We start from the raw sequence: 22,884 nt of genomic DNA, 5'->3' as shown, positions 1-22,884 counted from the left end.
GCCACAACGGGGCGCCGGATCCTTTGGCGACTCCCGTCGAAGGATCCGGCTCATCTCTTCGCCGTCCAGGACCCGCCGTTCTCCCAGAACCGGCCGATGTCCTCCAGTGGGCGTCCCTTGGTCTCCGGTGCCAGCCAGGTGACGAATCCGAAGGCGAGCACTGCGATCACGCCGAAGATCGCGAACGTGCCCGCACCGCCCGCCGACTGAAGGAGAGAGGGGAAGACGAGTCCCACGATGACGTTCGCGACGAGGTCGGCCGTGAGCATGACGGTCGCGCCGAGAGCACGCAGATGCGCGGGCATGGCCTCTCCGGCGTACACCCACACGAGGGATCCGAAGCCGAAGGTGAAACCGGCGGTGAAGAGGATCAGCCCGATGAAGCCCAGCACGGTGAGCGCTCCGTCGAACGTCCCGCCGCCGACGAGGAACACGCCGACGAGGAGGGCGTTCGCCGCGATCATCGTTCCGATGCCGATGAGGAGCACAGGGCGGCGCCCCATGCGGTCGATCACGAGCAGAGCGATGAAGACCGCGATGAGACCGGCGACCTGGACGAGGGCACTGAGCCCGAGCTGGGTCACATGGTCGGTGTAGCCCATCGACTTGAAGATGCTCGGGCTGTAATAGACGATCGCGTTGATGCCGGTCGCTTGCACGAAGAACCCGAGTCCGACCACGAAGAGCGTGGCGCGAAGGAAGGGCGGTCGCAGCAGGTCGAGCCAGCCGGAGGTGTGGGCGGTGGCGAATCCCGCGGTGATGGTCTCGATCTCGGCATCGATGTCGATCGCGTCGCCCTCGATCTGCGTGAGGGCCTTTCTCGCCTCGGCCGTGCGCCCCTTCATGATGTACCAGCGCGCCGTGTCGGGGAGGCGCAGGAGCAGCACGGTGATGATGATTCCCGGAACGGCGGCGAGTCCCAGCATCCATCGCCAGCTCCCGGTCGGCGCGAGCGCCATGGCGATGAGGTAGCCGAGGACGATGCCCGACACCGTCGCCACCTGATACAGCACGAGGAAGGCGCCTCGTGAGCGGGTCGGTGCGGACTCCGCAACGAACACCGGGACGACGACGACCGAGACCCCGATCGTGAGTCCGAGGAGGAAGCGAGCCGCGATCAGGAACTCCAGGCTCGGAGCGATGCCGCTCAGCAGTGAGAAGAGGGTGAAGGTCGATGCGACCAGGACCATCGTCGGCTTCCGGCCGATGCGGTTCGCCAGCGCGCCGCCGAAGAGCGCGCCGGCGATCTCTCCCACGACCACCGTGGTGGCCAGAAGGCCCTGTCCTGCGGCGTCGAGTCTGAACTCCGCGGTGAGGTAGATGAGCGCTCCACCGATGTTCGACGAGTCGTAGCCGTAGATGATCCCGACGGTTGCGGCCGCGACGCCGATCATGATTGCGAGACGCGTCAACCTCGGCGTCTCCGTGAGTGCGTGCATCTCGCTGCCTTCCTTCGGCCGATGCATCAGATGCGGCCTGTGTGGTGAGAATGGCCCTCGCGACGGTTTCGTGTCAACTCGGACCGATGCCGACGGATCGGACGCGTGGTTGATCGTCGTCATGCGACGAACCTCCACACGTACTCCAACCCGTCTGCCTGACGGAACCAGGCTACGGTCACGATCACCTCGTCGAGGTCAGCCGCGCACAGGCACACCTCGATCTGCTCGGCGGGGAGGACCTGCCCCCACAGCTGTGTGCGATCCCGACCGCCGTCATCGCGGAACACTCGCACGAAGTCGGCGGGTTCTGCCGCGTGGTTGATCACGAGGGGGTGGGCGGGATCCGCACGCGAGACGTGCCAGGGAACGCGGTACGCGGAGGGGAACGGAACGAAGGAAGGGACAGCGGGTCTCGGCATGCGGGTCACGCTAGGAGCGGCCGCCGACCTTCTGTCCCCGCGTCGGACCCGAGCCCGACGGATCTGTGGAGAACGGATCAGCGATCGGTCGCTGTGGACGATGAATCGGTTCCGAGGTCATCGGGCAGGGCGTGTGAACCGAGGCTCTCCACCTCCGCTGCGTCCGACGTCGGGCGTCGACCGACGGAGAGCGCCTTGCGGCCAGCCCATGTCACTCCGCGTGCAGCCGTGCCGGCCGCGCTCGCGACAGCGCCGCCGACGAACTGCGCGCCGTGCAGCATCCGCAGCTCGAGCTTCTCCGCGCCGTCCACCGGTTCCAACTCGAGCGGCAGTCCGACAGGAGCAACGCCGAAAGCGCGGTGCGAAGTGGTCAGCACCCTCCTGCCGAGAATGTGGTTGCCGGTGCCGCCGATGACCGCGCCGACACCGAACGGCAGTGCCTTTCCGATGAACGACGCACCGCCCTTCGCTGCGAACTGCTTGACGAACATGCTCTTGAGCTGATCGACCATGGGCCCGACGGCGGCGCGGGGGAGTGACTTCGTCACGAGCTCGCCCCAATAGGCCGTTCTGGTGCCTCCGCGCCCGGCTGCCTGTCCGGCGAGCTGGCCGACCAGCGCGACGCCCTCCTTGCCGAGCATCAGAGTCATGACCAGAGCTCGCGCACGATCGGGATTCGAGACGGCGATGCCGTGCACCTCCGCGACGGACTGAGCGAAGAGTGCGGTCGACTCGACGAAGCCCAGCGTCTCGACCCCGGAGAGCGCGAGCGTGACACCTGTTCCGATGCCGGGTATCACAGCCGTCGCCCCCACGGCGGCGCCGCCGGTCGTCACGGCAGCGAGGTATCGCATCTCGAGGATGCGGATGATCTCCGCCGGCGTCGCGTGCGGGTGCCGAAGACGGATGCTCCGGATGTGCGCGAGCACGAGAGGCCGCTGGATCGACAGCACGCGATCGAGGCCGCGGATCGCGAACGGATGCTCGTCCGAACCGGTCGGCGGTACTCCCTTGTCCCACGGCGAGCCGTCAGGGAGGGAATGGATCTTCTGCACCTTCGTCCCCATGACTCAGATACTAGGGAGCGCACCCGCGAAAACGCCGAATGCCCGCCCCCGGAGGGGCGGGCATTCGGGCGAAGCAGCAGCGGATCAGACGAAGAGGTTCGCCCGCTCGAGGTCTTCTGCGAAGTCGACCTCGACCGCGTACAGGTCGGAGACGTCCATCGGCTCGAGCAGGATGCCGTCTTCGGCGATCGCGAGTTCGAGGCCGCGCTCGAAGTAGTCCTGGTCCTCGACGCGCTGCAGCTGGCGCATGAAGGCCTTCTTGTGAGCGGAGGAGATGTAGTTGATGCCGACGGCCTCGCCGAGACCGCCCTTGACGGTCTTGGACAGCTCCTTGATGAAGCCCTCGGCGGTGACCGTGTACTTCACCTCTTCGTCGCTGACCTTGGAGGTGTTGACCGTGACGAACGACTGGTCGCGTTCGATGTACGCGGCGGCGCGGCCGAGGATCATCGGGTCGAAGACGACGTCGCCGTTCATCCACAGCACGCCGGACTTGCCCGTCGCTCCGAGTGCGCGCAGCAGGCTCTTCGACGTGTTGGTCTCGTCGTAGCGCTCGTTGTGGACGTAGTTGACGTGGGGGAACGCCTCGATGACGGTCTCGGCGCGATAGCCCACCACCGTGGTGATGCGAGCGTCGGAGCCGAAGGCCGCGCGGATGTTGTCGTGCTGCTGGCGCATGATCGTGCGGCCGTCGCTCAGCTCGGTGAGCGGCTTCGGCAGTGCACGGCCGAGGCGCGAGCCCATGCCTGCGGCGAGGATGACGGTCTGAAGAGTCACGAGTGCTCCTAAAGGAAAGTGTGTTCACGGTCGGTTCACCGACCAGACACTTCTTCGTGCCGAGTTCATGGTAGCGATTCGGGCTGGGAAGCCCCGGGGCTTTGGGGCCCCGTTGCCATTTCGTGATCGAGTACACACGGAACACTCAGATTCGAGCGACATCCGTCAGGACTCAGGATATACGGCTGATTCGGAGGGCGAAATGTTGCGTCGGACCGGATATGGCGGGACCCCGTTGATACCCTCGAACAGTGACTGCTTCCCCCGACGACCGCACCGAAGAGGTGGGCGACGCCGCGAGCACGCCTGCGAAGAAGACACCGGCGCGAAAGGCGCCGGCGAAGAAGCCTCCGGTGAAGCGCGCGCCCGCGAGGTCAGCGGCCTCGAAGGCCGCCACCACGGTCGAGGCGATCGCCGAGCCGGCTCGCACGGAGGACGCGGAGACGCCGCGCACGCCGAAGAGGACGACCGCGGCCGCGGCACGCACCGCTGCCGCGAAGAACTCGGCCGCGCGAGCGACCGCTCCGCGTGGCACCTCGTCGACGGCTCGAGCCGCGGCCGCGAAGGCCGGAACCGCCGCGGCGAAGAGCCCGGCTCCCCGGACCACGCCGGCGAAGACCGCCGCGGCGAAGGCCGCAGCCGAACGCACGGCGGCGGCGAAGACCTCCGCGCGCACGGCCACGGCGAAGACCAACTCCGCCAGGACCGCGGCTGCCAAGACCGCGGCTGCGAAGCGCGCCGAGGCGAAGGCTGCCGAGGAGGCGAAGGCCGCTGAGGCGAAGGCTGCCGAAGAGGCGAAGGCTGCTGAAGAGGCGAAGGCTGCTGAAGAGGCGAAGGCTGCTGAGGAAGCGAACGCTGCGGAGGCCACGGAGTCTCTCGCCGCCGCGGAGCCGATCGAGGAGATCGTCGTCGAAGAGCGCGAACCTGTCGAGCACGCGTCGGCGCCTGTGGAGTCTCCGACGCAGGAGGACCTCCCGGTGGCCGAGCACGTTCCGGCCGACGAGGTCGTGATCGAGGAGGCAGACAGCCCCGAGACGGACAGCCCCGAGGCGGACAGCGTCGAGGAGATCACCCCCGGTGCGGCGGCATCCGATCCTGCCGAGACCTCCGAGCCTGCGCGCGACGTGCCCGCGGATTCCGCGACCGAGGCGATCCGCATCCGCGGCCTCGTGAAGAGCTTCGGCGACCACACCGCGGTCAACGGCATCGACCTCACCGTCCCGGCCGGATCCTTCTACGGCATCGTCGGACCGAACGGCGCGGGCAAGACGACCACGCTGTCGATCGTCGCCGGGCTGCTCAGGTCCGATGCCGGAAGCGTGGTGATCTGCGGCATCGACCAGGCCGCCCAGCCCCTCGCCGCCAAGCGGGTGATGGGCGTGCTTCCCGACCGGCTCCGCACGTTCGACCGGCTCACCGGTCGTCAGCTCCTCTTCTACTACGGGCTGCTCCGGGGGCTCGCCTCCGACGTCATCGAGAAGCGCGTCGGAGACCTGGCCAGGGCGTTCGATCTCGGCGACGCGCTCGGCCGTGTCGTCTCCGACTACTCCGCGGGCATGACGAAGAAGATCATGCTCGCCGGCGCGATGATCCACTCGCCGCGGGTCCTCGTCCTCGACGAGCCCTTCGAGGCCGTCGACCCTGTCTCTTCCGCTGTCATCCTCGACATCCTGCGGGCCTACGTGTCGCACGGCGGAACCGTGATCCTCTCCAGCCACGGTATGGACCTCGTGGAGCGCGTCTGCTCGCGGGTCGCGATCATCGTCGGCGGCGACGTGCTCGCCGAGGGGACGATCGAGGACGTGCGCGCCGGACAGACGCTGGAAGCGCGATTCGTCGAGCTCTCCGGCGGTATCGGCGAAGTGGAGGGGCTCGAGTGGCTGCACACGTTCTCCGACTGAGGGCTGCGCTCCTGATCGGGGCGCTGCGCGGCGAACGACGGGGACGCACCCTCGTCATGCTCGCCGTCGTCGTGGCGATCACGGCGGTCGTCTGCGCCGCGGTCCTGAGCCTCGACGACGTGCCTGTCGCCGTCGCGCGCACCGTGATCGTGCTCGGCAGCGCCGCGATCCTCCTGGGCTTCCTGGTCGGTCCGATCCTCGTCGGAGCCGTCGACCAGCTCGATCCCCGTCGGTTCGCCGTGTTCGGCGTCGACGAGAAGCAGATGCCGTGGATCCTCGTGCTGGCCGCCTTCGTCAGCGTGCCGAGCCTCGCTCTCCTCGCGGTGAACGTCTGCGTGTGCGTCGTCGCGGTGCAGCTCGGCGCCCCCTGGCCCGCCGCCGTCCTGATGACCCTGCTCGGGGTTCTGACCACGCTGCTGGCCTCGCGCATCGGCATGGCCGTGAACGCGCTGGTGCTCCCGGAGCGGCGCTCCCGTGAGCTCACGGCGCTGTTCGCCCTCGCGCTCGTCATCATCGCGTTCCCCGTCGCCGTCTTCCTCGCCTCCCTTCGCTGGGACGGGCATGTGCCGGGCGCCGTGGCGTCGATCACCGACACCGTCGGCCTCACACCGCTCGCAGCGAGCCCCGGCTTCCTCTTCGCCGTGGCCGTCGACGACACGGCAGGATCCTGGGTCGCCGGCATCATCGCCGTACTCACGGCCGCAGTGCTCTGGGTCGTCTGGAGCTGGCTGGTCAGACGGCTGCTCACCACGACCGAACGGCCGGTGACCTCTCGGGAGCGCACCGGACTCGGCTGGTTCGGGCTCCTGCCGTCCAATGCGTTCGGCGCGATCGCGGCCCGCAGCCTGGTCTACTGGCTCCGCGATCGCCGCTACATCATGAACCTCATCGTGGTGCCCGTCGCCGGCGTCCTCACGGTGTTCCCGCTGCTCGTCGCGGGCGTCCCGCTCGAGATCGCCGCGCTCGTCCCCGTGCCGGTGATGGCCCTGTTCTTCGGCTGGCTGCCGCACAACGACGTCGCCTACGACTCGACCGCCCTGTGGACGCACATCGCGAGCGGGGTGCGCGGCATCCCGGATCGGCTGGGGCGTCTGGTGCCCGTCGTGCTCGTCGCCGTGCCCGTGCTCGCGATCGCGGTGCCGCTCACGCTGCTCTGGATCTCCGACTGGCGGCTGCTCCTGCCCCTGACGGGCCTCGCCGCGAGCCTGCTCTTCTCGGCGCTCGGCATCTCCAGCATCGTCTCCGTCGTCGCGCCCTACGCGGTGTCGCGCCCCGGCGACAGCCCGTTCCAGCAGCCGCAGCGGCCGACCTCGCGCGGAGCGTTCGGTCCGGCGGCCGCGTTCCTCGGCGCCATCATCCTGAGCATCCCGACGATCTGGCTGTTCGTGCTCACGATTGTCGAGGGCTCGGAGTTCGCCCCCGCCACCCTGTGGGCAGGGATCGCGACCGGCGCCGGTGCGCTGGTGATCGGGGTCGCCGTCGGCGGTCGTGTGTTCGAGCGCGGAGGCGAACGTCTCATGGAGTTCGTCGAGACCGCGTGAGACCCGCCCGCTGAGCTCCTCGCGCGACTAGACTCGCGGGATGAGTACTCCGCTGGACAGCCCCGATCAGGGCGGCGTGGCAACGCTTGATCGCGAACTGGAAGAGCTCCTCCGAGAGGAGAACCTCGAACCGGGCGACCACGAGCGTTTCTCGCATTACGTGAAGAAGGACAAGATCCTCGAGTCCGCGATCACCGGCAAGCCGGTGCGCGCGCTGTGCGGCAAGAAGTGGACGCCGGGTCGCGACCCGGAGAAGTTCCCGATCTGCCCCACCTGCAAGGAGATCTACGAGTCGATGGTCGGCTGACCGACGTCAGTCGGCGTCGATGAACACCGTCGGGATCGCCGGGTCGGACTTGCTGAGCGCGAGAGCGCGAACGGGCAGTTCCTCGCGCACCCGAAGATGGTGCGCGCGAGCGGATACCGTGCCTTCGACGCCCTCGTAAGAGGTGTCGATGTCTCCCGCTTCGACGAACGTCACCTGCAGCGGGCGGCCCTGCGGATGCTCCGACGGGGTGTCGAGCTTCTCGAAACCGTCGGAGACGACCACGGTCTCCTCCGAGGCCACGCCGTCGGTCAGCGTGCGGAACGCCGCCTTCCTGCCTCCGTGTGACGCCTTGTCGGCCGAGGCCTTGGCGACGCCGATCCAGGCGCCGTCGGAGTCCTGCCGGGCGACCAGCTTGTAGACCATGCTCGCCGTGGGATAGCCGGAGCCGGTGACGACGGAGGTTCCCACGCCGTAGGCATCGACGGGTGAGGCGGCGAGTGCCGCGATCGCGTACTCGTCGAGGTCGCTGGTGACGGTGATCCTGGTGCCTGTGGCTCCGAGCTCGTCGAGCTGCGCCCTGACCTCCGCCGCGACGATCGGCAGGTCGCCGGAGTCGACGCGCACTCCGCCGAGTCCGGTGCCGGCGACGCGGATCGCGGTCTCGACGCCGGTGCGGATGTCGTAGGTGTCGACGAGCAGCGTGGTGCCGGTGCCGAGGCTGTCGATCTGCGCGCGGAAGGCGTCCTCCTCGCTGTCGTGCAGAAGCGTCCAGGAGTGGGCGGCCGTGCCCATGGTGGGCAGGCCCCATCGGCGACCGGCCTCGAGGTTGCTCGTGGCGCCGAAGCCGGCGATGTACGCGGCACGGGCGGCGGCCACGGCGGAGTGCTCGGCGGCCCGTCGCGATCCCATCTCCGCCAGCGGGCGCTCGCCCGCGGCGATGCTCATGCGCGATGCCGCGGTCGCGACGGCGGAGTCGTGGTTGAGGACGCTGAGGGCCAGAGTCTCCAGCACGACGGCGTCTGCGAAGGTCCCCTCCACCGTGAGGATGGGGGAGCCGGGGAAGTACAGCTCGCCCTCGCGGTAGCCGCGGATCGATCCGGTGAAGCGGTAGTTCTCGAGGTAGGTCAGCGAGTCGGCATCGACCACGTCGTTGTCGCGCAGGAATCGCAGCTCGTCGTCGCCGAAGCGGAAGTCCCGTAGGAGGGTCAGCAGGCGCCCTGTACCGGCGACCACGCCGAAACGGCGTCCACCCGACAAGCGGCGCGAGAACAGCTCGAACACGCTCGGGCGCGACGCGGTGCCGTCGCGGAGCGCGGCGGCGAGCATGGTCAGTTCGTAGCGGTCGGTCAGAAGCGCCGTCGACGTCGTCATGGGCTTCAGCTTAGTGAGCGCGGCGGAGAGCGCGTCGTGTGCGCGCGGGTAGGCTGGGGAGTCATGAATGACGCCCCGATCGGAATCTTCGACTCCGGTGTCGGCGGGCTCACGGTGGCGAGGGCCATCAGGGCCCAGCTGCCCCGTGAATCGTTCGTGTACATCGGCGACACGGCGCACTCGCCGTACGGTCCCAAGCCGATCGCCGACGTGCGACGCTACTCGCTCGAGGTCCTCGACACCCTGGTCGACCAGGGCGTGAAGATGCTGGTGATCGCGTGCAACACCGCCTCTGCCGCGATGCTCCGCGACGCCAGAGAGCGCTACGACGTCCCCGTGGTCGAGGTGATCGGCCCGGCCGTGCGCCGCGCCGTCTCGACCACGCGCAACGGGCGCGTCGGTGTGATCGGCACGGTCGGGACGATCGGCTCCCGCGCCTATCAGGACATGCTCGAGGTGAACGAGACCCTCGAGGTGTTCACGGCCGCGTGCCCCCGGTTCGTCGAGTTCGTGGAGGCCGGCATCACCGGCACCCCCGAGGTTCTCGCGGTGGCGGAGGAGTACCTGGCTCCGCTGCGGGATGCCGGCGTCGACACGCTCGTCCTCGGCTGCACCCACTACCCCTTCCTGCGCGGAGCGATCAGCTACGTGATGGGGGAGGGCGTGACGCTCGTGTCGAGCGATGACGAGACCGCCGGAGACGTCTACCGTCAGCTCGTGCGCGGTGACCTGCTCGCGCCGCCGGACGCCACGGCGACCTACGTCTACGAGGCGACCGGAGACTCGACGGTCGAGTTCACCGCACTCGCGAACCGGTTGATGGGCCGCGAGGTCCGCGACGTCCAGCTCGTGCAGACCGGGGTCATCGACCTTCCGGCATCCGTCATCGAATCGCTCTGAACCACCGAATCCCCTGACCGAAGGAAGTCCATGTCATCCATCGTCCGCGCCGACGGCCGCTCCACCGACCAGCTCCGCGAGATCACCATCGAACGGGGTTGGAGCGCTCAGGCCGAGGGCTCTGCCCTGATCAGCTTCGGCGGGACCAAGGTGCTGTGCACCGCATCCTTCACGAACGGTGTGCCCCGCTGGCTCACCGGCAAGGGCAAGGGCTGGGTCACCGCCGAGTACGCCATGCTCCCGCGAGCGACGAACAGCCGCAACGACCGCGAGAGCGTGAAGGGTCGCATCGGCGGCCGCACCCACGAGATCTCCCGCCTGATCGGCCGCGCGCTGCGCGCCGTCGTCGACACCAAGGCTCTGGGCGAGAACACGATCGTGATCGACTGCGACGTGCTGCAGGCTGACGGCGGCACCCGCACCGCCGCGATCACCGGCGCCTACGTCGCGCTGGCCGATGCGATCGAGTGGGGCCGGGAGAAGAAGTTCATCGGCCGGAACTCCACGCCACTGCTCGACTCCGTCGCCGCGGTGTCCGTCGGTATCATCGACGGAGAGCCCATGCTCGATCTGGCATACGTCGAGGACGTGCGCGCCGAGACCGACATGAACATCGTCGTCACCGGTCGGGGCCTGTTCGTCGAGGTGCAGGGCACCGCCGAGGGCGCGCCCTTCGACAAGCGCGAGCTCGACGCCCTCCTCGACCTGGGAGTCGCCGGCTGCGCAGACCTCAAGGAGCTCCAGCTGAAGGCGCTCGCGGGCTGATGCAGATCGTCCTCGCCACGCACAATCCGCACAAGGTGGCGGAGTTCCAGCAGATCACGGCGTCGACCCGCTCCGACCTGGAGATCATCGGCTACGACGGCCCTGAGCCGGTCGAGGACGGCGTGACGTTCGCCGAGAACGCGCTGCTGAAGGCGCGCGCGGCTGCTGCGCACACGGGGCTCGCGGCGCTGGCCGACGACTCCGGCATCTGCGTCGACGTGCTCGGCGGATCGCCCGGCGTGTTCTCGGCGTACTGGGCGGGGCAGAAGAAGGATGCCGTGGCGAACCTCGAGCTGCTGCTCGACCAGCTGCGCGACATCGCCGACCCGCATCGCGCGGCGCATTTCACCTCCGCGATCGCGCTGGTGACCCCGGAGGGCGCCGAGCACGTCGTGGTGGGGGAGTGGCCGGGGCGGCTCGCGCACACGGCGACCGGTGGGGGCGGCTTCGGCTACGACCCGATCTTCATCCCCGACGGTCAGCCGGCCGGAGAGGAGCGGTCGGTGGGCGACTTCACCGCGGAGGAGAAGCAGGCGCAGTCGCATCGAGCCCGCGCCTTCGCCGAACTCGGACCGCTGCTCGCCCAGCTGTGACGCACGACCGGGCGAACTGAGAATCATCACCATTCCCGACTAGCCGGAACCACGTCCTCGGGGCGTGGGCCCGGTCTAGCCTGGTCATATGCACGATCACGCACCCGCAGCAGGCGGCATCCGCTCGGCAGGCCATCGACGTCTGCTGACGATCTCGCTGTGCCTCACGGCGACGATCATGGTCGTGCAGGTCATCGGCGCCATCCTCACGGGTTCTCTCGCGCTCCTCGCCGATGCGGCCCACATGTTCACGGATGCCTCGGCGCTCCTGATCGCTCTCATCGCCGCGGCCGTCGCCGCGCGGCCGGCCGATGACAGGCGCACTTTCGGATATCAGCGCGCCGAGGTCTTCGGCGCCCTGATCAACGCGGTCATCCTCATCGCGCTGGCCGGATGGGTCGGCGTCGAGGCGATCGGACGACTGATCGATCCGGGGGAGGTCGAGGTCGCCGGCGGCCTGATGCTCGTCGTGGCGGCCGTCGGACTCATCGCCAACGCGATCTCGATGTGGCTCCTCAGCCGGGCGCAGCGCACCAGCATCAACGTGCGCGGGGCGTACCTCGAGGTCATGGGCGACCTGATCGGCTCGGCCATGGTGATCGTCGCTGCGATCGTGATCGTCACCACCGGATGGATGCCGGCCGACGCGATCGCCTCGATGTTCATCGCCGTGATGATCATCCCGCGTGCGATCTCCCTGCTGCGGGAGGTCTTCTCCGTGCTGGCCGAGTCCGCGCCCAAGGGCACGGCGGTGAGCGAGATCCGCACGCATCTGCTCGGCTACGAGGGCGTCGTCGGCGTGCACGACGTGCACGTGTGGCAGCTCACGCGAGGTGCACCGGTCTTCACCGCGCACGTCACCGTCGCTCCGGAGATGTTCGCGGACGGCCGCTCAGCGGCCCTGCTGAACGAGATGCAGTCCTGCCTCGCCGAGCACTTCGACGTCGAGCACTCGACGTTCCAGATCGAGCCGGCCGAGCAGTCCGACTGCGAACCGCACCACGCCTAGGCGGTCACGGCGCCCGTGTCGGGGATGCCCGGCCGGGACAGCATGATCGCGAGCACGATGAGCCCCGCGATCGGCACGAGCAGCCAGAACGCGTGGCCCCAGCCCTGGCCCGTGTCGCGCAGGCGGCGCACGAGCACGGCCAGGGTCGGCAGCAGCACCGCGATGCCCCACAGGCTCGACAGGATGGCGCCGAGGCTCGAGCCGTCGCCGACCGGCAGCACCTCGAAGACGCCGAGAGCGGCGGCGACGAGGGCGGAGAAGAGGATCCACCACCAGAACTCGGGGCGGGCGGCTCTGCCGGTGAAGTCCGCGTACTTGCGCAGCACGGTCGTGATCGCTTCGCCGAATGACATGGGCGTCCTCCTCCTGGTGGTCGCGCCCATCCTAGAGCGCGCCGCCACTCGCGCGGAGGATCACGCGTCGACGACGACCTCGGCGGGGGTCTTGTCCGGGCGCAGGCCGCGCCACCGCGCGTGGCGGAGGATGCCGTCGGGCGTCCAGTTCGCGAACTCCACCTCGCCCACGAGTTCCGGACGCACCCAGAGCGCGTCCGAGGCGTCGAGGGCTGGCACGCCGTCCAGGGGCGCAGCGTCGACGCGCAGCGGGGTGAGCTGCGCGAGCAGATCGTGCAGCATCCGCTCGGTGAATCCGGTGCCGACCCGGCCGACGTAGCGCAGCGCGATCGGATCGGGCACGGCGAGCAGGAGCGAGCCGATCGTGCCCTCTCTGTCGCCCTTGCCGGGGCGGATGCCGACGATCACCGCCTCCTGCATCCGCGTGTGCTTGAGCTTGAGCCACGACGGCGACCGCTGCCCCGGACGGTAGCGGGAGGAGGGATCCTTCACGACGACGCCCTCCAGCCCGAACTCGCGACTGGCGGCGAGGGCCGCGTCGATGTCGTCGAAGACTGGAGGGGCCTGCACCGGGGCGTCGAGATCGGCGACGACGTCCTCCAGGAGCGTGCGTCGTTGGGCGAGCGGCATCGAGGTGAGGTCGTGCCCGTCGAGGCGCAGGAGATCGAAAGCGAGGTAGAACACCGGCGTCCGCACCACCTCCCGCTCGATCTCCCGCGGCCTGGTCAGGTGCATCCGATTCTGCAGCAGGGAGAAGCTGGGGCACCCTGTGCCGTCGAAGGCGACGATCTCGCCGTCGAGCACGGCGTCGGCGACGGGCAGGAAAGGGGCGCCGTCGGCGGTGAGCTCGGGATAGCGGGCCGTGATGTCGGTGCCGCTGCGGGCGTGCAGCAGCATCCGTCCGCCGGACCACGTGCCCAGGGCGCGGATGCCATCCCACTTCACCTCCACCCACGGCTGCGGGCTCAGCCCCCTCGCGATGGCGGGGGTGCCGTTCTCGGCCAGCATGGGGGCGACGGGCGCCGGAGTGCCCGGCTCTGCGGGGCGCGGGATGCGCGCGTGCGCGCGGCGTGGGGCGGGGGCGGGCATCGGAGCCGAGACCGCACCCGTGGAGCCCGGGTTCGAGGGGCGGAACCCGGAGAACGGGTCGAGGCCGTCTGCCGCGCGCTCCAGGACCTGGTCGAGGTCGAGCTGGGCGAGAGCCGGATCGTCGAGCTCGTCCCAGGTGCGGGGCGCCGCGACCCACGGCTGCGCCCGGCCGCGCAGCGAGTAGGGGGAGATCGTCGTCTTCTTGCCGTTGTTCTGACTCCAGTCGAGGAACACCTTGCCGCCGCGGGCGGCCTTCGCCATGACGCTCGTCGCCAGCTCGGGGTGCTCGTTCTCGATCATCCTGGCCAGCTCCTTCACGACCTCGGAGATCTCCGCGCTCGTCTGCGCTCCGGGGAGTGCCGCATAGAGGTGGAGGCCCTTGCTGCCGCTCGTGACGGGGACGGTGTCGAGGCCCATGTCCGACAGGATGCCGCGCGCGATCCAGGCGACCTCGGCGCACTGCGCGAGCTCGACGCCGGGACCGGGGTCGAGGTCGAGGACGAGACGGTCGGGTCGACCGGGGAGTCCGTCGGGAGCGAAGCGCCACTGCGGGACATGCAGCTCGATCGCGGCCACCTGCGCGAGCCAGACGAGAGTCGCCACCTCATCCACGAGGGGGTACTCCTTGGGACCGTCCGAGTGACGGATCTCCTGCCGGGGGATCCACGACGGCGCTCCCCGCTCCAGCTGTTTGGTGAAGAAGGCGTCGGCGGGCTGTGCGGCGGTGCCCACGCCCTCGACCCAGCGCTTGCGGGTGACAGGACGGCCCGCGAGCTGGGGGAGCAGGAGCGGTGCGATCCGCGTGTAGTAGGCGATGACCTCGCCCTTGGTGGTGCCCGTCTCGGGGTAGACGACCTTGTCGAGGTTGGTGACGCGCAGGCGGCGGCCGTCGACCTGCACCATCTGAGCATCCGCGACCATGACGCCAGCGTAGTCAAGGGACTGGTCGTGACGGGTGTGACTGGTGTCTACTGGTGTGATGAGGACGATCTGGAAGGGCGCACTGACCTTCGGTCTCGTGAACGTGCCGGTCAAGGTGTACTCCGCGACCGAGGACCACGATGTGCCGCTGCATCAGGTGCATGAGAAGGACGGCGGACGCATCCGCTACCAGCGGACGTGCGAGGTGTGCGGTGAGACCGTCGCGTACGCCGACATCGATCGGGCGTACGTCGACGAGGGGCAGACCGTCGTGCTCACGAAGGACGACCTCGCCGCGCTCCCCGCCGAGAAGAGCAGGGAGATCGACGTCGTCGAGTTCGTCCCCTCCGACCAGGTCGACCTGCTCACCCTCGACAAGCCGTACTACCTCGAGCCCGACTCGAAGTCGCCGAAGGCGTACGTGCTGCTGCGCAAGACGCTCGAGCAAACCGATCGCACCGCGATCGTGCGGTTCACGCTGCGGCAGAAGACCCGGCTGGCGGCGCTGCGCGTGCGCGGGAAGGTGCTGGTGCTGCAGACGCTGCTGTGGGCGGACGAGGTCAGAGAGGCCGAGTTCCCGGTCCTCGACGAGGACGTGACGATCTCGAAGAAGGAGCTGGAGCTCTCCTCGTCTCTCGTGGAGAGCTACTCGGCCGACTTCGACCCCGAGGCGTTCGTCGACGAGTACCAGAAGGAGCTGCGCACCCTCATCGACGCCAAGATCGAGGCGGGCGACACGTTCGATGCCGCGGTGACGTTCGGAGAATCGGATGCCGAGGCGGCGGGCGGAGAGGTCATCGACCTGATGGAGGCGCTGCGCGCCAGCGTCGCGCGATCGAAGGAGCAGAAGGCGAAGAACGCCGGCTGAGCCGGGTCAGTTCTTGTCGTCGCCGTCCAGGTCGAGCGCGAGCGCCTCGGCCTCAGCGGCATCCGTCACGACGTCCTCACCGGCGGCCGCGGCCTTCTTCGCCTTGTAGCGCTCGGAGAGGTAGTGCCAGAGCGTGACCAGCGCGGTGCCGCCGACAGCGGCGAGCAGGATCAGGTCGATGTAGCTCTCCACGAAGTGGGCGACCGGCGGGATGAACCCGATCAGGTAGCCGAACATCGTCAGGCCGAAGCCCCAGAGGATCGCGCCGATGAGGTTGTAGAGCGTGTACCGGCGCCACGGCATGTGCCCCACGCCCGCGGCGACAGGCGCGAACGTGCGCACGATCGGCACGAATCGGGCGAGAATGACGGTGATGCCGCCGAAGCGCTCGAAGAACGCGTTCGTGCGCTCGACGTTCTTCTTGCTGAACAGGCCCGATTCCTTGCGTTCGAAGACCGCAGGGCCTCCCTTGTGCCCGATCAGGTATCCGACCTCGCCGCCGACGAAGGCGGAGAGCCCGATCAGGAGCGCGACGATCCACACGTTGATGCCGAACACGCCGTGCGGCAGCGTCGCGGAGGTGTGCGACAGGAGTCCCGAGATCACGAGGAGCGTGTCGCCGGGCAGGAGGAAGCCGATGAGGAGCCCCGTCTCGGCGAACACGATGAAGCACACCACGAGGAGAGCCCAGGGGCCGGCGTTGCCGATGATGGTGGCGGGGTCGAGCCAGGGGATGAGAGCGGCGTGATGCATGGGGGTCCCGTCGGAGAAAGATGTGCGGCGGTCGAGTGTCTGATCGCACAGAGTGCGATCGAACAGTGCGGAAGGTGGGACTTGAACCCACACGCCCTAGGGCACAGGAACCTAAATCCTGCGTGTCTGCCAATTTCACCACTCCCGCGCGGTGGAATCAGTCTACTGACCGCCGTCCAGAGCGATCCTGAGCATCCGCCCGGACCCGGGCTGTGGATAACTTCCGCGGCCGCTCCGTGAATCTTGCGAGGATGCTCGGGTGCTCCCACCCTCCGTCCTCGTCGCCGAACGCCTTCGCATGCGGCTGCGCGCCGAGGGCACCGATCCGTCGATCGATCCCGATGCGGCCCGCCGGGTGGCGCTCGCCGAGGTCCGCCGCTTCAACGATGCCGCGCTGTCACGCGGCGAGGCGATGATCGACGACGAGCCGGGGTGCGTGCGCGAGGTGCTCGCCGCCGTCAGCGGCTTCGGTGCTCTGCAGCCGCTGCTCGACGACCCCGAGATCGAGGAGATCTGGTGCAACGGCCCCGAACGGATCCACGTCGCGCGCGGCGGCATCGCCGAGCGCGTCGATCTGCGCTTGACCGAGACGGCGCTGCGCGATCTCGTGGAGCGGATGCTGCAGTCGACGGGGCGCCGGGTCGACATCGGCCAGCCGTTCGTCGATGCCTCCCTTCCCGACGGCTCGCGGCTGCACGTCGCGATCGCCGACGTGGTGCGCGGTTCCTGGGCGCTCAATACGGCCAACAACAACACATACCCGTTGAAGCATCCAAACTCCATGCTGGGTTCGAGAGGACCGATATGCTCGCGAACATGAAGACTCGGACACTCGCGCTTCCTATTGCTCTGGCCGCCCTGCTTCTAACCGGATGCTCTGCGACGTCGCTCGATTCGATCGCAAGTGACTGCGGTGGCGATGCTGCTGGAGTACGCTCAGATGACTCCGGCCTCGTAGTCGAAGCAGGCGGCGAAGCGCTGACCTGCGTCATCACGAAGACCTTCTCTGACAAGACGGACCAGTACTCGGTCGCGATGGCTGTCGATGCTGGGCCGGGTCAGGAGACTGAGGTAGACGGACGTTCAATCAAGGTGTCCAACCTCGGCGGCTCGACCGTCGTCTTCATCGGAGCGAAGTAGCGCATGACGTGACGACCATGCTTGGTCGCGAAATGCCGCTACCTGTGGGCGCTGTGCGCCGTTGTGACCCAAGCTTCAAGGTCGTCTTCGAAATAGCGGACTCGTCCGCGCAGGGTGAACGATCGGGGAGCGTCGCCTCCGGTGCTCCGTAGGTTGTAGAGCGTCTGAACGGCTAGGCCTGTGATGGTGGACACTTCCTGGATCGTGAGGATCTTGCGCACCTGCTTATCCTTGCTGCCGAGAATGCGCTCCTCGGCGGGGTTACGGGTTCCGTCCGCCTTGGATCTCAGCGTCCATCCGGTTCCGTGCTCGTCTCGGTAGATCTCCCAGCGTTTACTCCGGGTGTGTCGGCTCATCTACGATTGCCGGATGAATGATGACGTCGGTCAGCCTCGCTGCCCGGACTGCGGGACTGTGATGCGTGATCACCCGCGCGGGTTCGTGTGCGCGTGCGGACACGCCGAGGACCACGGCGCCGAGCTCGACGCGATCGTCATCCCTCCGGAGTTCGACGGCCCCACCCTTCACGGTGGCTGACGTCGGAGCGCCGACGTAGACTCATCTCCTCGGCCGGAGGAAGGAACGCCGGCATTGGGAAGCGCAGGACCACTGACCCGGGCGCGGGTCGCGCGTGAGGCTGAGTGGAGACAGATCCGCACCGCCGCTCTGAAGGGGCCGTTGCAGTCGCTCAGCGACCGCGAGCTCGATCTCAACACGCAGCCCGTCACGGTCTACCCGCGGGCCGCGCAACGCCGCGTGCGGGCCTGGGTGCGGTTCGGCCCCGAGGCGGTCCGCGTCGACGCGCGGATCGTGCGCTCGACACCGCGGGCGGCGGGGATCGAGTTCTCCGCTGAGGAGACCACGTACCGCTGCTGGGTGTGGGGCAACGCGGTCGTGATCGACGACGTCGGCGGCGAGGCGTAGGGTCACTGCCATGTGTGGACGATTCGCGATGGACGCTGGCACCGACGAGCTCATCCGGGAGTACGTCGCCGACGGCGGGCGCCCGGAGGACTGGTGGAAGGACTTTCACGGCGCGTACTCGATCGCCCCCACCGACGACGCGGTGATCATCCGCGACCGCGGCGAAGGCCGCATCCTCGAACTCGTCAGGTGGGAATGGCAGAAGCCCGCAAACCGCCCCAAGGGCGCGCCGATCATCAACGCGAGGATCGAGAAGCTCGCCACCGGGTTCTGGGCACCCGCGTTCTCCGCGGCCCGGTGCATCGTCCCCATGCGCGGCTACTTCGAATGGACCGGCGACAAGACCCCGAAGACCCCGCACTTCCTCCACGGCGACGGGCTGCTCTCCGCCGCCGGGCTGACGTGGTCGATGGAACTCCCGAATGGGGAACGGTCCCGGTGCATGGTCGTCATCACCCGCGAGGCGCGAGACGCATCCGGGACGGTGCATGACCGGATGCCGGCATTCCTCACCCCCGACACGTGGGATCAGTGGCTCGCCCCGGAGAAGCTCACCGGACACGCGAAGATCGACACCCTCGCGATGCTCGACCACACCTCCGCCGACGTCGCCTCCACCATCCGCGAGCACATCGTCGACACGAAGGTCAACAACGCCCGCACCGTCAACCGCGACGACCCGTCTCTGCTCGCCCCGGTCTCCTAGGCTGGACTGATGCTTGTTGGAATGATCCGCCCACGAGGCCAGCAGACTACCGACGTCACCGGCCCGTCCCTCGAAGACGTGCAGCAGCAACTCGAAGCGCTCCGCCCCGATGGGTACGAGCTCGTCAACGCCCCGGCCGAGATGATCAAGGGCGCCGCCCTGATCAAGACCACCGGCACCTACCAGCGTCGTGATGACGTCCGCGAGATCGAGGCCGACGACATGACCGCGCTCGAGGCGAAGGTGCCCGACGGGTGGCAACTGCTGTCCGTCCGGGAGGAGTAGCCCTGGAACGACAGAAGACCCCCACCCTCCCGGAGGAGAGTGGGGGTCATCTGCGTCAGAGCATGGGCTGCCAGACCGGGGGAGGGAGCGGCCTGGGGCGTTCGACAAGATCTGAAAGACGGTGGGGCGTGTCCGTGAACCGTAGGCGTGATCGTGCGGGAAGCAGCCCGAGACCGTCGAGAAGGAGGGCACCCTCGCCAGCCACCGCGACATTCACCGAGAACGCGGCCGCCCCGGCGAGTTCCACTGTTCCGACGGCATCGCGGGTCACCCCGATCGAGACGGCCGCAGCGCCCGCAAACACGAGCACGCCTGCCGCGTCTCTGGTCACCCCGAAAGTGGCCTGACCTGTGGCCGTGAGCTCAATGGTGCCGGCGGATTCTCTCTCCACGCCGACGGTGGCGAATGCTGCGCCGGAGAGCGCGACGGCGCCGGTGCCAGTCCGGGCCATGCCAATGCTGCGGCCCGCCGTGCCCGTCATGGCCAGCGCGCCGGGAGCGACGCGAGCGGATGCTCCGACCGCGACAACACCAGCCACGTTCGAGACCTGCACTGCACGGGCGCCGCGCGCGTGCGCGGTGTTGTAGTTCGCCTGTGAGGCGGCGATGTGCCCGACGACCGGTTTCCCGAAGCTGAGAATGCTGGCCCACGTCCCCGCGGCGGCGGCGTACTCCATGCCGAGGATCGACCAGCTGCCCTGATTCGCTGTGAGGAGCGCGGCGTCCGCCTCGTAGAAGTACCCCCACGTCTGATACCCGCGCGCGGCAGCGGACGATGCGATCCCGCCCCCCGTGCCGACGCCGTACGCCTTCACGACGATCTTGGAGGGGCCGCCGTGCGCGTCGAGCAGGTCGAGGAACTCGGTCTGGTTCGTATTCGTCTTGTTGTCGACGATCACGACATGCGTGGGTGTCCACCGGTCCAGGAAGTCGACGAGGCGCATGTACGGGCGCGGGGTGCCGGCGCTGTTCAGCGTGTTCTGGTAGCCCTGCAGCTGCGCCCAGGTCATCGCGGATACGTCAGGCAGGCCGGTGGTCTGCGAGGTGCGGTTCGGGGACGAGTCGTGCAGGCACACAAGGACACCATCGCTGGTTCGCTGCGCAGAGACCTCGAGCGCCCCATACCCGGCCAGCACGGCCTGCTCGTACGCGTAGGCGGACATCTCGGGCCAGTTCGCGGACCCGCCACGGTGCGCCCATGTCGCCCCCGGTGTGGCGAGCATGGCCGTCACCGATGAGAACCCTGCCGGGTACGTCACCGGGACGGTGGCCCCTCCCGTGAGGGAGCCCGTGTATACGCGCGTCGAGGATGCGCCCGTGAACGTCGCGGATGCGCCGTCAGCGGTCGTGTCGTCCTCGACCCGGTACCCCACCCACAGTGCGGTGCGGGAGCCGGTCGTGGAGGTGTTCAGCGTGTTCTGCGCGTTGCCGAGCATCGTGTACCCGACCGGAGGTGTGGTCGGGGCGTGGCTGATCCCGGCGGTGCATTCCGCGGCGAACGCCGCGAACGAGATCGCCGGGCCCTTCGACAGGGTGCGACCGTTGAACGACGCGGTGGCCGCCGCGACCGTGTCCCCGCCGAACGTCCCGTACCCGACGCCTTCGAGTGTGCCCGGTGCGTCGGGGGTCCAGGGGATCAGCATGCCCACTTTGCGGGATGCCGAGTTCTGCACCGTGTACGACGCCGGTTCCGCGGCGGCATCGGACACCGACTTCCACCACATGCCGCCGTACCGCCGTGTCGACGACGGCCCTGCGGACGGTGCGCTGAACAGAGTGAACCCGGCAGGCACCGTCCACGACACGGCTGTCGAGCTCTCCTGATCCGTCGCGAACAGCAGCAGCACCTGCCCGTCGACGAGATCGACGGGCTTCGAGATCGAGAAGCTGTTCACGGCCGTGGAGGTGCCGCCGAACGCGGGGGTGCCGAACACGGCCATGCGCAGACTCCTTCTACGGGACGCTGATCGTCGGGATCGCGGTCACTGTCGCTTGACCGGGCAAGGGGCCCGTTGAGGACGCGAGCGGAAACCCGGCGATGAACGTCGCACCGTTCCACACCCCGAGGTGCGTGTACGTCCCGGCGGGGACATCGAAGACGACCGCTGTGCCGGCAACGACACCGTCGACAGCACCGCCCGCCCATGTTGTCGGCTTCCGCGCGTACGCCGGCGAACCGCCAGTCGCCTCCGCGGCTCCGGACGTTCCGGGGTCAGTGGTGTGAAGGCTGATCGTGTTCCCAAGGGCCGTGACCGCGAGAGCGGCGGCCTCTTTCGTCGCGTTCGTGAATGCCATGATCAGTCCTTCCGATCGCGACGCAGGGATGCGCCCGGTGTGAATCGCTGCTCGAGCGCGGATGCCGTGGACTTCGCGATCAGCGCGTAGGACGCCTGCACGACGACGATCGCGAGCAGAACCAGCACGGGCCACTGCGGAATGACGTCGCCGGTGTACGCGTAGTAGAACGCGAGCACGACGCCGGCGAGGACCACGGCGAAGATGATCGCGAGCGTCTTCCTCTGCCACGGCTTCTGCACGAACGGCAGCGCGCCGTTGAGGATACCGACGACGTACGGTGCGAGCAGGCCGAGCAGCACGAGCATGCCGGCCGGGATGGTCGGGAGAGTGATGTCCATCAGGACTCCTTCGTGAGTTTGTTGATGATCTGGTTCGACTTCGTGATGTGCTCGTCGAGTCGGCCGGTGAGCTCGTCGATGCGGGCGTTGTCGCGGTCGAGCTTCTCCTCCATGCGGTTCGTCTGATCTCGCAGCGACTTCCCCGAGTTCGGGAACAGCTCGTGCTCCACACGCATGACGCGCTCCATCAGTCCGAGCCGAGCGGGGACGCCAGGGCGGGCTTCCTCGCCCATGACGTCGTCGAGGAAGTCGGCGAGCTTCTTCAGCAGCGGCCACACCTTCCGGACGACGCCCCAGACGAGAGCGGCGGCAGCACCCCAGGCGATCACTGTCCAGACGGACAGTCCTTCAAGGAACGCCTGAATCTCCGCGGGCATCAGCGCTGCTTGGCGAGGATGCGCTCGACCTCGTCGAGTTCCCAGTTCACGGCCCCGGCGCCCATCGCGACCAGCTGGTCGATCGTCTGCTGGTGAGCGAGCTCGGTGAGCACGCCACCGGACCAGACGTAGCGGGTGCCGTTGCCGCCGAGGACGTTCACGATCACGTCGTCGCTCTTGCGGCCCCCGACGATCGCGTTGATGCGGGCGTGTGTGGATTGGGCGCACTCGACCCGACCTGGGGCGATGACGAGCGCGCGGACCTCCTCTTCAGAAACCAGGGGCACGACATGCCCCTGGATTCCGAGGGACTGTCCGCCGGATGAGGTGATGAGTTCAGCCATGTCGTCCTCCCAGACGATCGAAGGAGAAGGCGCAGGTTCGGACGAACCCCCACCGGAAGGGACGGCCCCGATCCGAGCCGTCAGGAACGGGACCGGGTCGACCTGCGCCCCGTTCACAACGACCTCGAGGTGATGGTGGACGCCGGACACGTTGCCCGTGCGGCCCATCACCCCCAGCCCATCCCCCGCACGCACGAACTGACCGACGCGGACAGCCGTGGACGCCAGGTGCATCGATCGGGTCAGGAAGCCGTCGTGCTGCACCCACACCTGAGTGCCGCCCGCTCCCCAACCGGGCGGGACACCGACCACCGTCACCCGCCCGGCAGCCACCGCACGCACCTGCGCGTAGCCGACGAAATCCGTGCCCCGGTGGAACGTGGAAGCTCCCGCCACAGGCGCTGTGCGGGGCCCGTACGGGGACGTGATCCGCGGT

General features: G+C 68.5%; 27 protein-coding genes, 1 tRNA gene and 1 pseudogene. 13 read left to right on the top strand and 16 right to left on the bottom strand.

The window, feature by feature from the left end; translation table 11 throughout:
- Positions 1 to 50: 50 nt before the first annotated feature.
- From ACFVRO_RS17700 to ACFVRO_RS17685, 4 genes are all read right to left on the bottom strand, one after another.
- Positions 51 to 1,412: a sugar porter family MFS transporter gene (locus ACFVRO_RS17700; RefSeq protein ID WP_386954779.1), complete on the bottom strand. Its 1,362-nt coding sequence runs from the start codon at positions 1,410 to 1,412 to the stop codon at positions 51 to 53.
- A gap of 146 nt (positions 1,413 to 1,558) precedes the next feature.
- Positions 1,559 to 1,861, bottom strand: a complete 303-nt coding sequence (locus ACFVRO_RS17695; protein WP_105675297.1) for a hypothetical protein — start codon at positions 1,859 to 1,861, stop codon at positions 1,559 to 1,561.
- Between the two features lie 77 nt (positions 1,862 to 1,938).
- Positions 1,939 to 2,928 (bottom strand): hypothetical protein, encoded by a 990-nt coding sequence (locus ACFVRO_RS17690; protein ID WP_386954776.1) that lies wholly within the window; start codon positions 2,926 to 2,928, stop codon positions 1,939 to 1,941.
- 84 nt (positions 2,929 to 3,012) lie between these two features.
- Positions 3,013 to 3,705: an NTP transferase domain-containing protein gene (locus tag ACFVRO_RS17685; protein WP_105675295.1), complete on the bottom strand. Its 693-nt coding sequence runs from the start codon at positions 3,703 to 3,705 to the stop codon at positions 3,013 to 3,015.
- A 251-nt stretch (positions 3,706 to 3,956) separates the two neighbouring features.
- Here ACFVRO_RS17685 and ACFVRO_RS17680 point away from each other — a divergent pair, with 251 nt between their 5' ends.
- The 3 genes from ACFVRO_RS17680 to ACFVRO_RS17670 are packed head-to-tail and all read left to right on the top strand — an operon-like array spanning position 3,957 to position 7,454.
- Positions 3,957 to 5,606: an ATP-binding cassette domain-containing protein gene (locus tag ACFVRO_RS17680; protein ID WP_386954772.1), complete on the top strand. Its 1,650-nt coding sequence runs from the start codon at positions 3,957 to 3,959 to the stop codon at positions 5,604 to 5,606.
- Positions 5,582 to 7,147 (top strand): hypothetical protein, encoded by a 1,566-nt coding sequence (locus ACFVRO_RS17675; RefSeq protein ID WP_386954770.1) that lies wholly within the window; start codon positions 5,582 to 5,584, stop codon positions 7,145 to 7,147. Before ACFVRO_RS17680 ends, ACFVRO_RS17675 begins: the two co-directional genes overlap by 25 nt.
- A gap of 40 nt (positions 7,148 to 7,187) precedes the next feature.
- On the top strand, positions 7,188 to 7,454 hold the full coding sequence (locus ACFVRO_RS17670; RefSeq protein ID WP_028503536.1) for a DUF3039 domain-containing protein: 267 nt from the start codon (positions 7,188 to 7,190) through the stop codon (positions 7,452 to 7,454).
- Between the two features lie 6 nt (positions 7,455 to 7,460).
- Here the strand turns inward: ACFVRO_RS17670 and ACFVRO_RS17665 are convergent, their stop codons facing one another.
- A complete protein-coding gene (locus ACFVRO_RS17665; protein WP_386954767.1) occupies positions 7,461 to 8,786 on the bottom strand; it encodes a nicotinate phosphoribosyltransferase in 1,326 nt (441 codons plus the stop codon).
- Between the two features lie 63 nt (positions 8,787 to 8,849).
- On the opposite strand from ACFVRO_RS17665, the gene murI reads away from it, so the two are divergent.
- The 4 genes from murI (at position 8,850) to ACFVRO_RS17645 (ending at position 12,053) form a co-directional block, all read left to right on the top strand.
- Positions 8,850 to 9,686, top strand: a complete 837-nt coding sequence (gene murI, locus ACFVRO_RS17660) for a glutamate racemase (protein ID WP_105675289.1) — start codon at positions 8,850 to 8,852, stop codon at positions 9,684 to 9,686.
- Between the two features lie 30 nt (positions 9,687 to 9,716).
- Complete coding sequence (gene rph / locus ACFVRO_RS17655) at positions 9,717 to 10,451, top strand: ribonuclease PH (RefSeq protein ID WP_105675287.1); 735 nt, start codon at positions 9,717 to 9,719, stop codon at positions 10,449 to 10,451.
- Positions 10,451 to 11,044, top strand: a complete 594-nt coding sequence (gene rdgB, locus ACFVRO_RS17650; RefSeq protein WP_386954764.1) for an RdgB/HAM1 family non-canonical purine NTP pyrophosphatase — start codon at positions 10,451 to 10,453, stop codon at positions 11,042 to 11,044. Before rph ends, rdgB begins: the two co-directional genes overlap by 1 nt.
- A gap of 88 nt (positions 11,045 to 11,132) precedes the next feature.
- Complete coding sequence (locus ACFVRO_RS17645; RefSeq protein WP_223586175.1) at positions 11,133 to 12,053, top strand: cation diffusion facilitator family transporter; 921 nt, start codon at positions 11,133 to 11,135, stop codon at positions 12,051 to 12,053.
- Here ACFVRO_RS17645 and ACFVRO_RS17640 read toward each other — a convergent pair.
- A complete protein-coding gene (locus tag ACFVRO_RS17640) occupies positions 12,050 to 12,406 on the bottom strand; it encodes a DUF805 domain-containing protein (protein ID WP_223586176.1) in 357 nt (118 codons plus the stop codon). The two genes, ACFVRO_RS17645 and ACFVRO_RS17640, sit on opposite strands and share 4 nt — an antisense overlap.
- Positions 12,407 to 12,466: 60 nt before the next feature.
- A complete protein-coding gene (ligD, locus tag ACFVRO_RS17635) occupies positions 12,467 to 14,416 on the bottom strand; it encodes a non-homologous end-joining DNA ligase (protein WP_386954761.1) in 1,950 nt (649 codons plus the stop codon).
- 58 nt (positions 14,417 to 14,474) lie between these two features.
- On the opposite strand from ligD, the gene ACFVRO_RS17630 reads away from it, so the two are divergent.
- On the top strand, positions 14,475 to 15,284 hold the full coding sequence (locus tag ACFVRO_RS17630; protein ID WP_105675393.1) for a Ku protein: 810 nt from the start codon (positions 14,475 to 14,477) through the stop codon (positions 15,282 to 15,284).
- Positions 15,285 to 15,290: 6 nt separating this feature from the next.
- Here ACFVRO_RS17630 and ACFVRO_RS17625 read toward each other — a convergent pair whose 3' ends face one another.
- Positions 15,291 to 16,037 (bottom strand): DedA family protein, encoded by a 747-nt coding sequence (locus ACFVRO_RS17625; RefSeq protein ID WP_386954759.1) that lies wholly within the window; start codon positions 16,035 to 16,037, stop codon positions 15,291 to 15,293.
- Between the two features lie 66 nt (positions 16,038 to 16,103).
- A tRNA-Leu gene (locus ACFVRO_RS17620) sits at positions 16,104 to 16,185 on the bottom strand.
- A 111-nt stretch (positions 16,186 to 16,296) separates the two neighbouring features.
- On the opposite strand from ACFVRO_RS17620, the gene ACFVRO_RS17615 reads away from it, so the two are divergent.
- Both ACFVRO_RS17615 and ACFVRO_RS17610 read left to right on the top strand, forming a co-directional pair.
- Positions 16,297 to 16,857, top strand: a complete 561-nt coding sequence (locus tag ACFVRO_RS17615; RefSeq protein WP_386954758.1) for a hypothetical protein — start codon at positions 16,297 to 16,299, stop codon at positions 16,855 to 16,857.
- On the top strand, positions 16,854 to 17,177 hold the full coding sequence (locus tag ACFVRO_RS17610; RefSeq protein ID WP_386954755.1) for a hypothetical protein: 324 nt from the start codon (positions 16,854 to 16,856) through the stop codon (positions 17,175 to 17,177). Before ACFVRO_RS17615 ends, ACFVRO_RS17610 begins: the two co-directional genes overlap by 4 nt.
- Before the next feature lie 38 nt (positions 17,178 to 17,215).
- Here ACFVRO_RS17610 and ACFVRO_RS17605 read toward each other — a convergent pair whose 3' ends face one another.
- The gene (locus ACFVRO_RS17605) at positions 17,216 to 17,533 is read right to left on the bottom strand and encodes a helix-turn-helix transcriptional regulator (RefSeq protein ID WP_386954753.1); all 318 of its coding nucleotides are present in this window, start codon (positions 17,531 to 17,533) and stop codon (positions 17,216 to 17,218) included.
- 322 nt (positions 17,534 to 17,855) lie between these two features.
- Here ACFVRO_RS17605 and ACFVRO_RS17600 point away from each other — a divergent pair, with 322 nt between their 5' ends.
- Genes ACFVRO_RS17600 through ACFVRO_RS17590 form a run of 3 tightly spaced genes read left to right on the top strand, consistent with a single transcriptional unit; the run spans position 17,856 to position 19,092 of the window.
- Entirely contained in the window at positions 17,856 to 18,101 is a 246-nt protein-coding gene (locus ACFVRO_RS17600) for a hypothetical protein (protein WP_386954750.1), read from the top strand.
- A 10-nt stretch (positions 18,102 to 18,111) separates the two neighbouring features.
- Complete coding sequence (locus ACFVRO_RS17595; RefSeq protein ID WP_386954747.1) at positions 18,112 to 18,807, top strand: SOS response-associated peptidase; 696 nt, start codon at positions 18,112 to 18,114, stop codon at positions 18,805 to 18,807.
- A 9-nt stretch (positions 18,808 to 18,816) separates the two neighbouring features.
- The gene (locus tag ACFVRO_RS17590) at positions 18,817 to 19,092 is read left to right on the top strand and encodes a hypothetical protein (RefSeq protein ID WP_386954744.1); all 276 of its coding nucleotides are present in this window, start codon (positions 18,817 to 18,819) and stop codon (positions 19,090 to 19,092) included.
- Between the two features lie 55 nt (positions 19,093 to 19,147).
- On the opposite strand, the gene ACFVRO_RS17585 is transcribed toward ACFVRO_RS17590, so the two are convergent.
- The 6 genes and pseudogenes from ACFVRO_RS17585 to ACFVRO_RS17560 all read right to left on the bottom strand — a co-directional run.
- Positions 19,148 to 21,031: a glycerophosphodiester phosphodiesterase gene (locus tag ACFVRO_RS17585; RefSeq protein ID WP_386954741.1), complete on the bottom strand. Its 1,884-nt coding sequence runs from the start codon at positions 21,029 to 21,031 to the stop codon at positions 19,148 to 19,150.
- A gap of 13 nt (positions 21,032 to 21,044) precedes the next feature.
- Entirely contained in the window at positions 21,045 to 21,386 is a 342-nt protein-coding gene (locus ACFVRO_RS17580) for a hypothetical protein (protein ID WP_386954739.1), read from the bottom strand.
- A 2-nt stretch (positions 21,387 to 21,388) separates the two neighbouring features.
- Entirely contained in the window at positions 21,389 to 21,727 is a 339-nt protein-coding gene (locus ACFVRO_RS17575; protein ID WP_386954736.1) for a hypothetical protein, read from the bottom strand.
- The gene (locus tag ACFVRO_RS17570; protein WP_386954733.1) at positions 21,727 to 22,104 is read right to left on the bottom strand and encodes a hypothetical protein; all 378 of its coding nucleotides are present in this window, start codon (positions 22,102 to 22,104) and stop codon (positions 21,727 to 21,729) included. The genes ACFVRO_RS17575 and ACFVRO_RS17570 overlap by 1 nt, the downstream gene beginning before the upstream one ends.
- Positions 22,104 to 22,448, bottom strand: coding sequence for a hypothetical protein (locus ACFVRO_RS17565; RefSeq protein WP_386955220.1), 345 nt, complete (start codon positions 22,446 to 22,448; stop codon positions 22,104 to 22,106). The genes ACFVRO_RS17570 and ACFVRO_RS17565 overlap by 1 nt, the downstream gene beginning before the upstream one ends.
- 105 nt (positions 22,449 to 22,553) lie before the next feature.
- Positions 22,554 to 22,844, bottom strand: a pseudogene (locus tag ACFVRO_RS17560) (M23 family metallopeptidase); the annotation flags it as partial.
- Positions 22,845 to 22,884 lie beyond the last annotated feature (40 nt).

Source organism: Microbacterium sp. NPDC057944 (assembly GCF_042887445.1).
In the GTDB taxonomy this organism is placed as follows: Bacteria; Actinomycetota; Actinomycetes; order Actinomycetales; family Microbacteriaceae; genus Microbacterium; species Microbacterium natoriense.
The sequence above is the reverse complement of the archived record's forward strand: the minus strand, read 5'-3'. Positions and strand labels throughout refer to the sequence as shown.

Excerpts from the sequence above, each read along its gene's own strand:
- ACFVRO_RS17695 (WP_105675297.1), bottom strand. The coding sequence starts at position 1,861 with ATGCCGAGACCCGCTGTCCCTTCCTTCGTTCCGTTCCCCTCCGCGTAC.
- ACFVRO_RS17690 (WP_386954776.1), bottom strand. The coding sequence starts at position 2,928 with ATGGGGACGAAGGTGCAGAAGATCCATTCCCTCCCTGACGGCTCGCCG.
- ACFVRO_RS17670 (WP_028503536.1), top strand. The coding sequence starts at position 7,188 with ATGAGTACTCCGCTGGACAGCCCCGATCAGGGCGGCGTGGCAACGCTT.
- ACFVRO_RS17665 (WP_386954767.1), bottom strand. The coding sequence starts at position 8,786 with ATGACGACGTCGACGGCGCTTCTGACCGACCGCTACGAACTGACCATG.
- murI (WP_105675289.1), top strand. The coding sequence starts at position 8,850 with ATGAATGACGCCCCGATCGGAATCTTCGACTCCGGTGTCGGCGGGCTC.
- rph (WP_105675287.1), top strand. The coding sequence starts at position 9,717 with ATGTCATCCATCGTCCGCGCCGACGGCCGCTCCACCGACCAGCTCCGC.
- rdgB (WP_386954764.1), top strand. The coding sequence starts at position 10,451 with ATGCAGATCGTCCTCGCCACGCACAATCCGCACAAGGTGGCGGAGTTC.
- ACFVRO_RS17645 (WP_223586175.1), top strand. The coding sequence starts at position 11,133 with ATGCACGATCACGCACCCGCAGCAGGCGGCATCCGCTCGGCAGGCCAT.
- ACFVRO_RS17640 (WP_223586176.1), bottom strand. The coding sequence starts at position 12,406 with ATGTCATTCGGCGAAGCGATCACGACCGTGCTGCGCAAGTACGCGGAC.
- ligD (WP_386954761.1), bottom strand. The coding sequence starts at position 14,416 with ATGGTCGCGGATGCTCAGATGGTGCAGGTCGACGGCCGCCGCCTGCGC.
- ACFVRO_RS17630 (WP_105675393.1), top strand. The coding sequence starts at position 14,475 with ATGAGGACGATCTGGAAGGGCGCACTGACCTTCGGTCTCGTGAACGTG.
- ACFVRO_RS17625 (WP_386954759.1), bottom strand. The coding sequence starts at position 16,037 with ATGCATCACGCCGCTCTCATCCCCTGGCTCGACCCCGCCACCATCATC.
- ACFVRO_RS17610 (WP_386954755.1), top strand. The coding sequence starts at position 16,854 with ATGAAGACTCGGACACTCGCGCTTCCTATTGCTCTGGCCGCCCTGCTT.
- ACFVRO_RS17605 (WP_386954753.1), bottom strand. The coding sequence starts at position 17,533 with ATGAGCCGACACACCCGGAGTAAACGCTGGGAGATCTACCGAGACGAG.
- ACFVRO_RS17595 (WP_386954747.1), top strand. The coding sequence starts at position 18,112 with ATGTGTGGACGATTCGCGATGGACGCTGGCACCGACGAGCTCATCCGG.
- ACFVRO_RS17590 (WP_386954744.1), top strand. The coding sequence starts at position 18,817 with ATGCTTGTTGGAATGATCCGCCCACGAGGCCAGCAGACTACCGACGTC.
- ACFVRO_RS17585 (WP_386954741.1), bottom strand. The coding sequence starts at position 21,031 with ATGGCCGTGTTCGGCACCCCCGCGTTCGGCGGCACCTCCACGGCCGTG.
- ACFVRO_RS17580 (WP_386954739.1), bottom strand. The coding sequence starts at position 21,386 with ATGGCATTCACGAACGCGACGAAAGAGGCCGCCGCTCTCGCGGTCACG.
- ACFVRO_RS17575 (WP_386954736.1), bottom strand. The coding sequence starts at position 21,727 with ATGGACATCACTCTCCCGACCATCCCGGCCGGCATGCTCGTGCTGCTC.
- ACFVRO_RS17570 (WP_386954733.1), bottom strand. The coding sequence starts at position 22,104 with ATGCCCGCGGAGATTCAGGCGTTCCTTGAAGGACTGTCCGTCTGGACA.
- ACFVRO_RS17565 (WP_386955220.1), bottom strand. The coding sequence starts at position 22,448 with ATGGCTGAACTCATCACCTCATCCGGCGGACAGTCCCTCGGAATCCAG.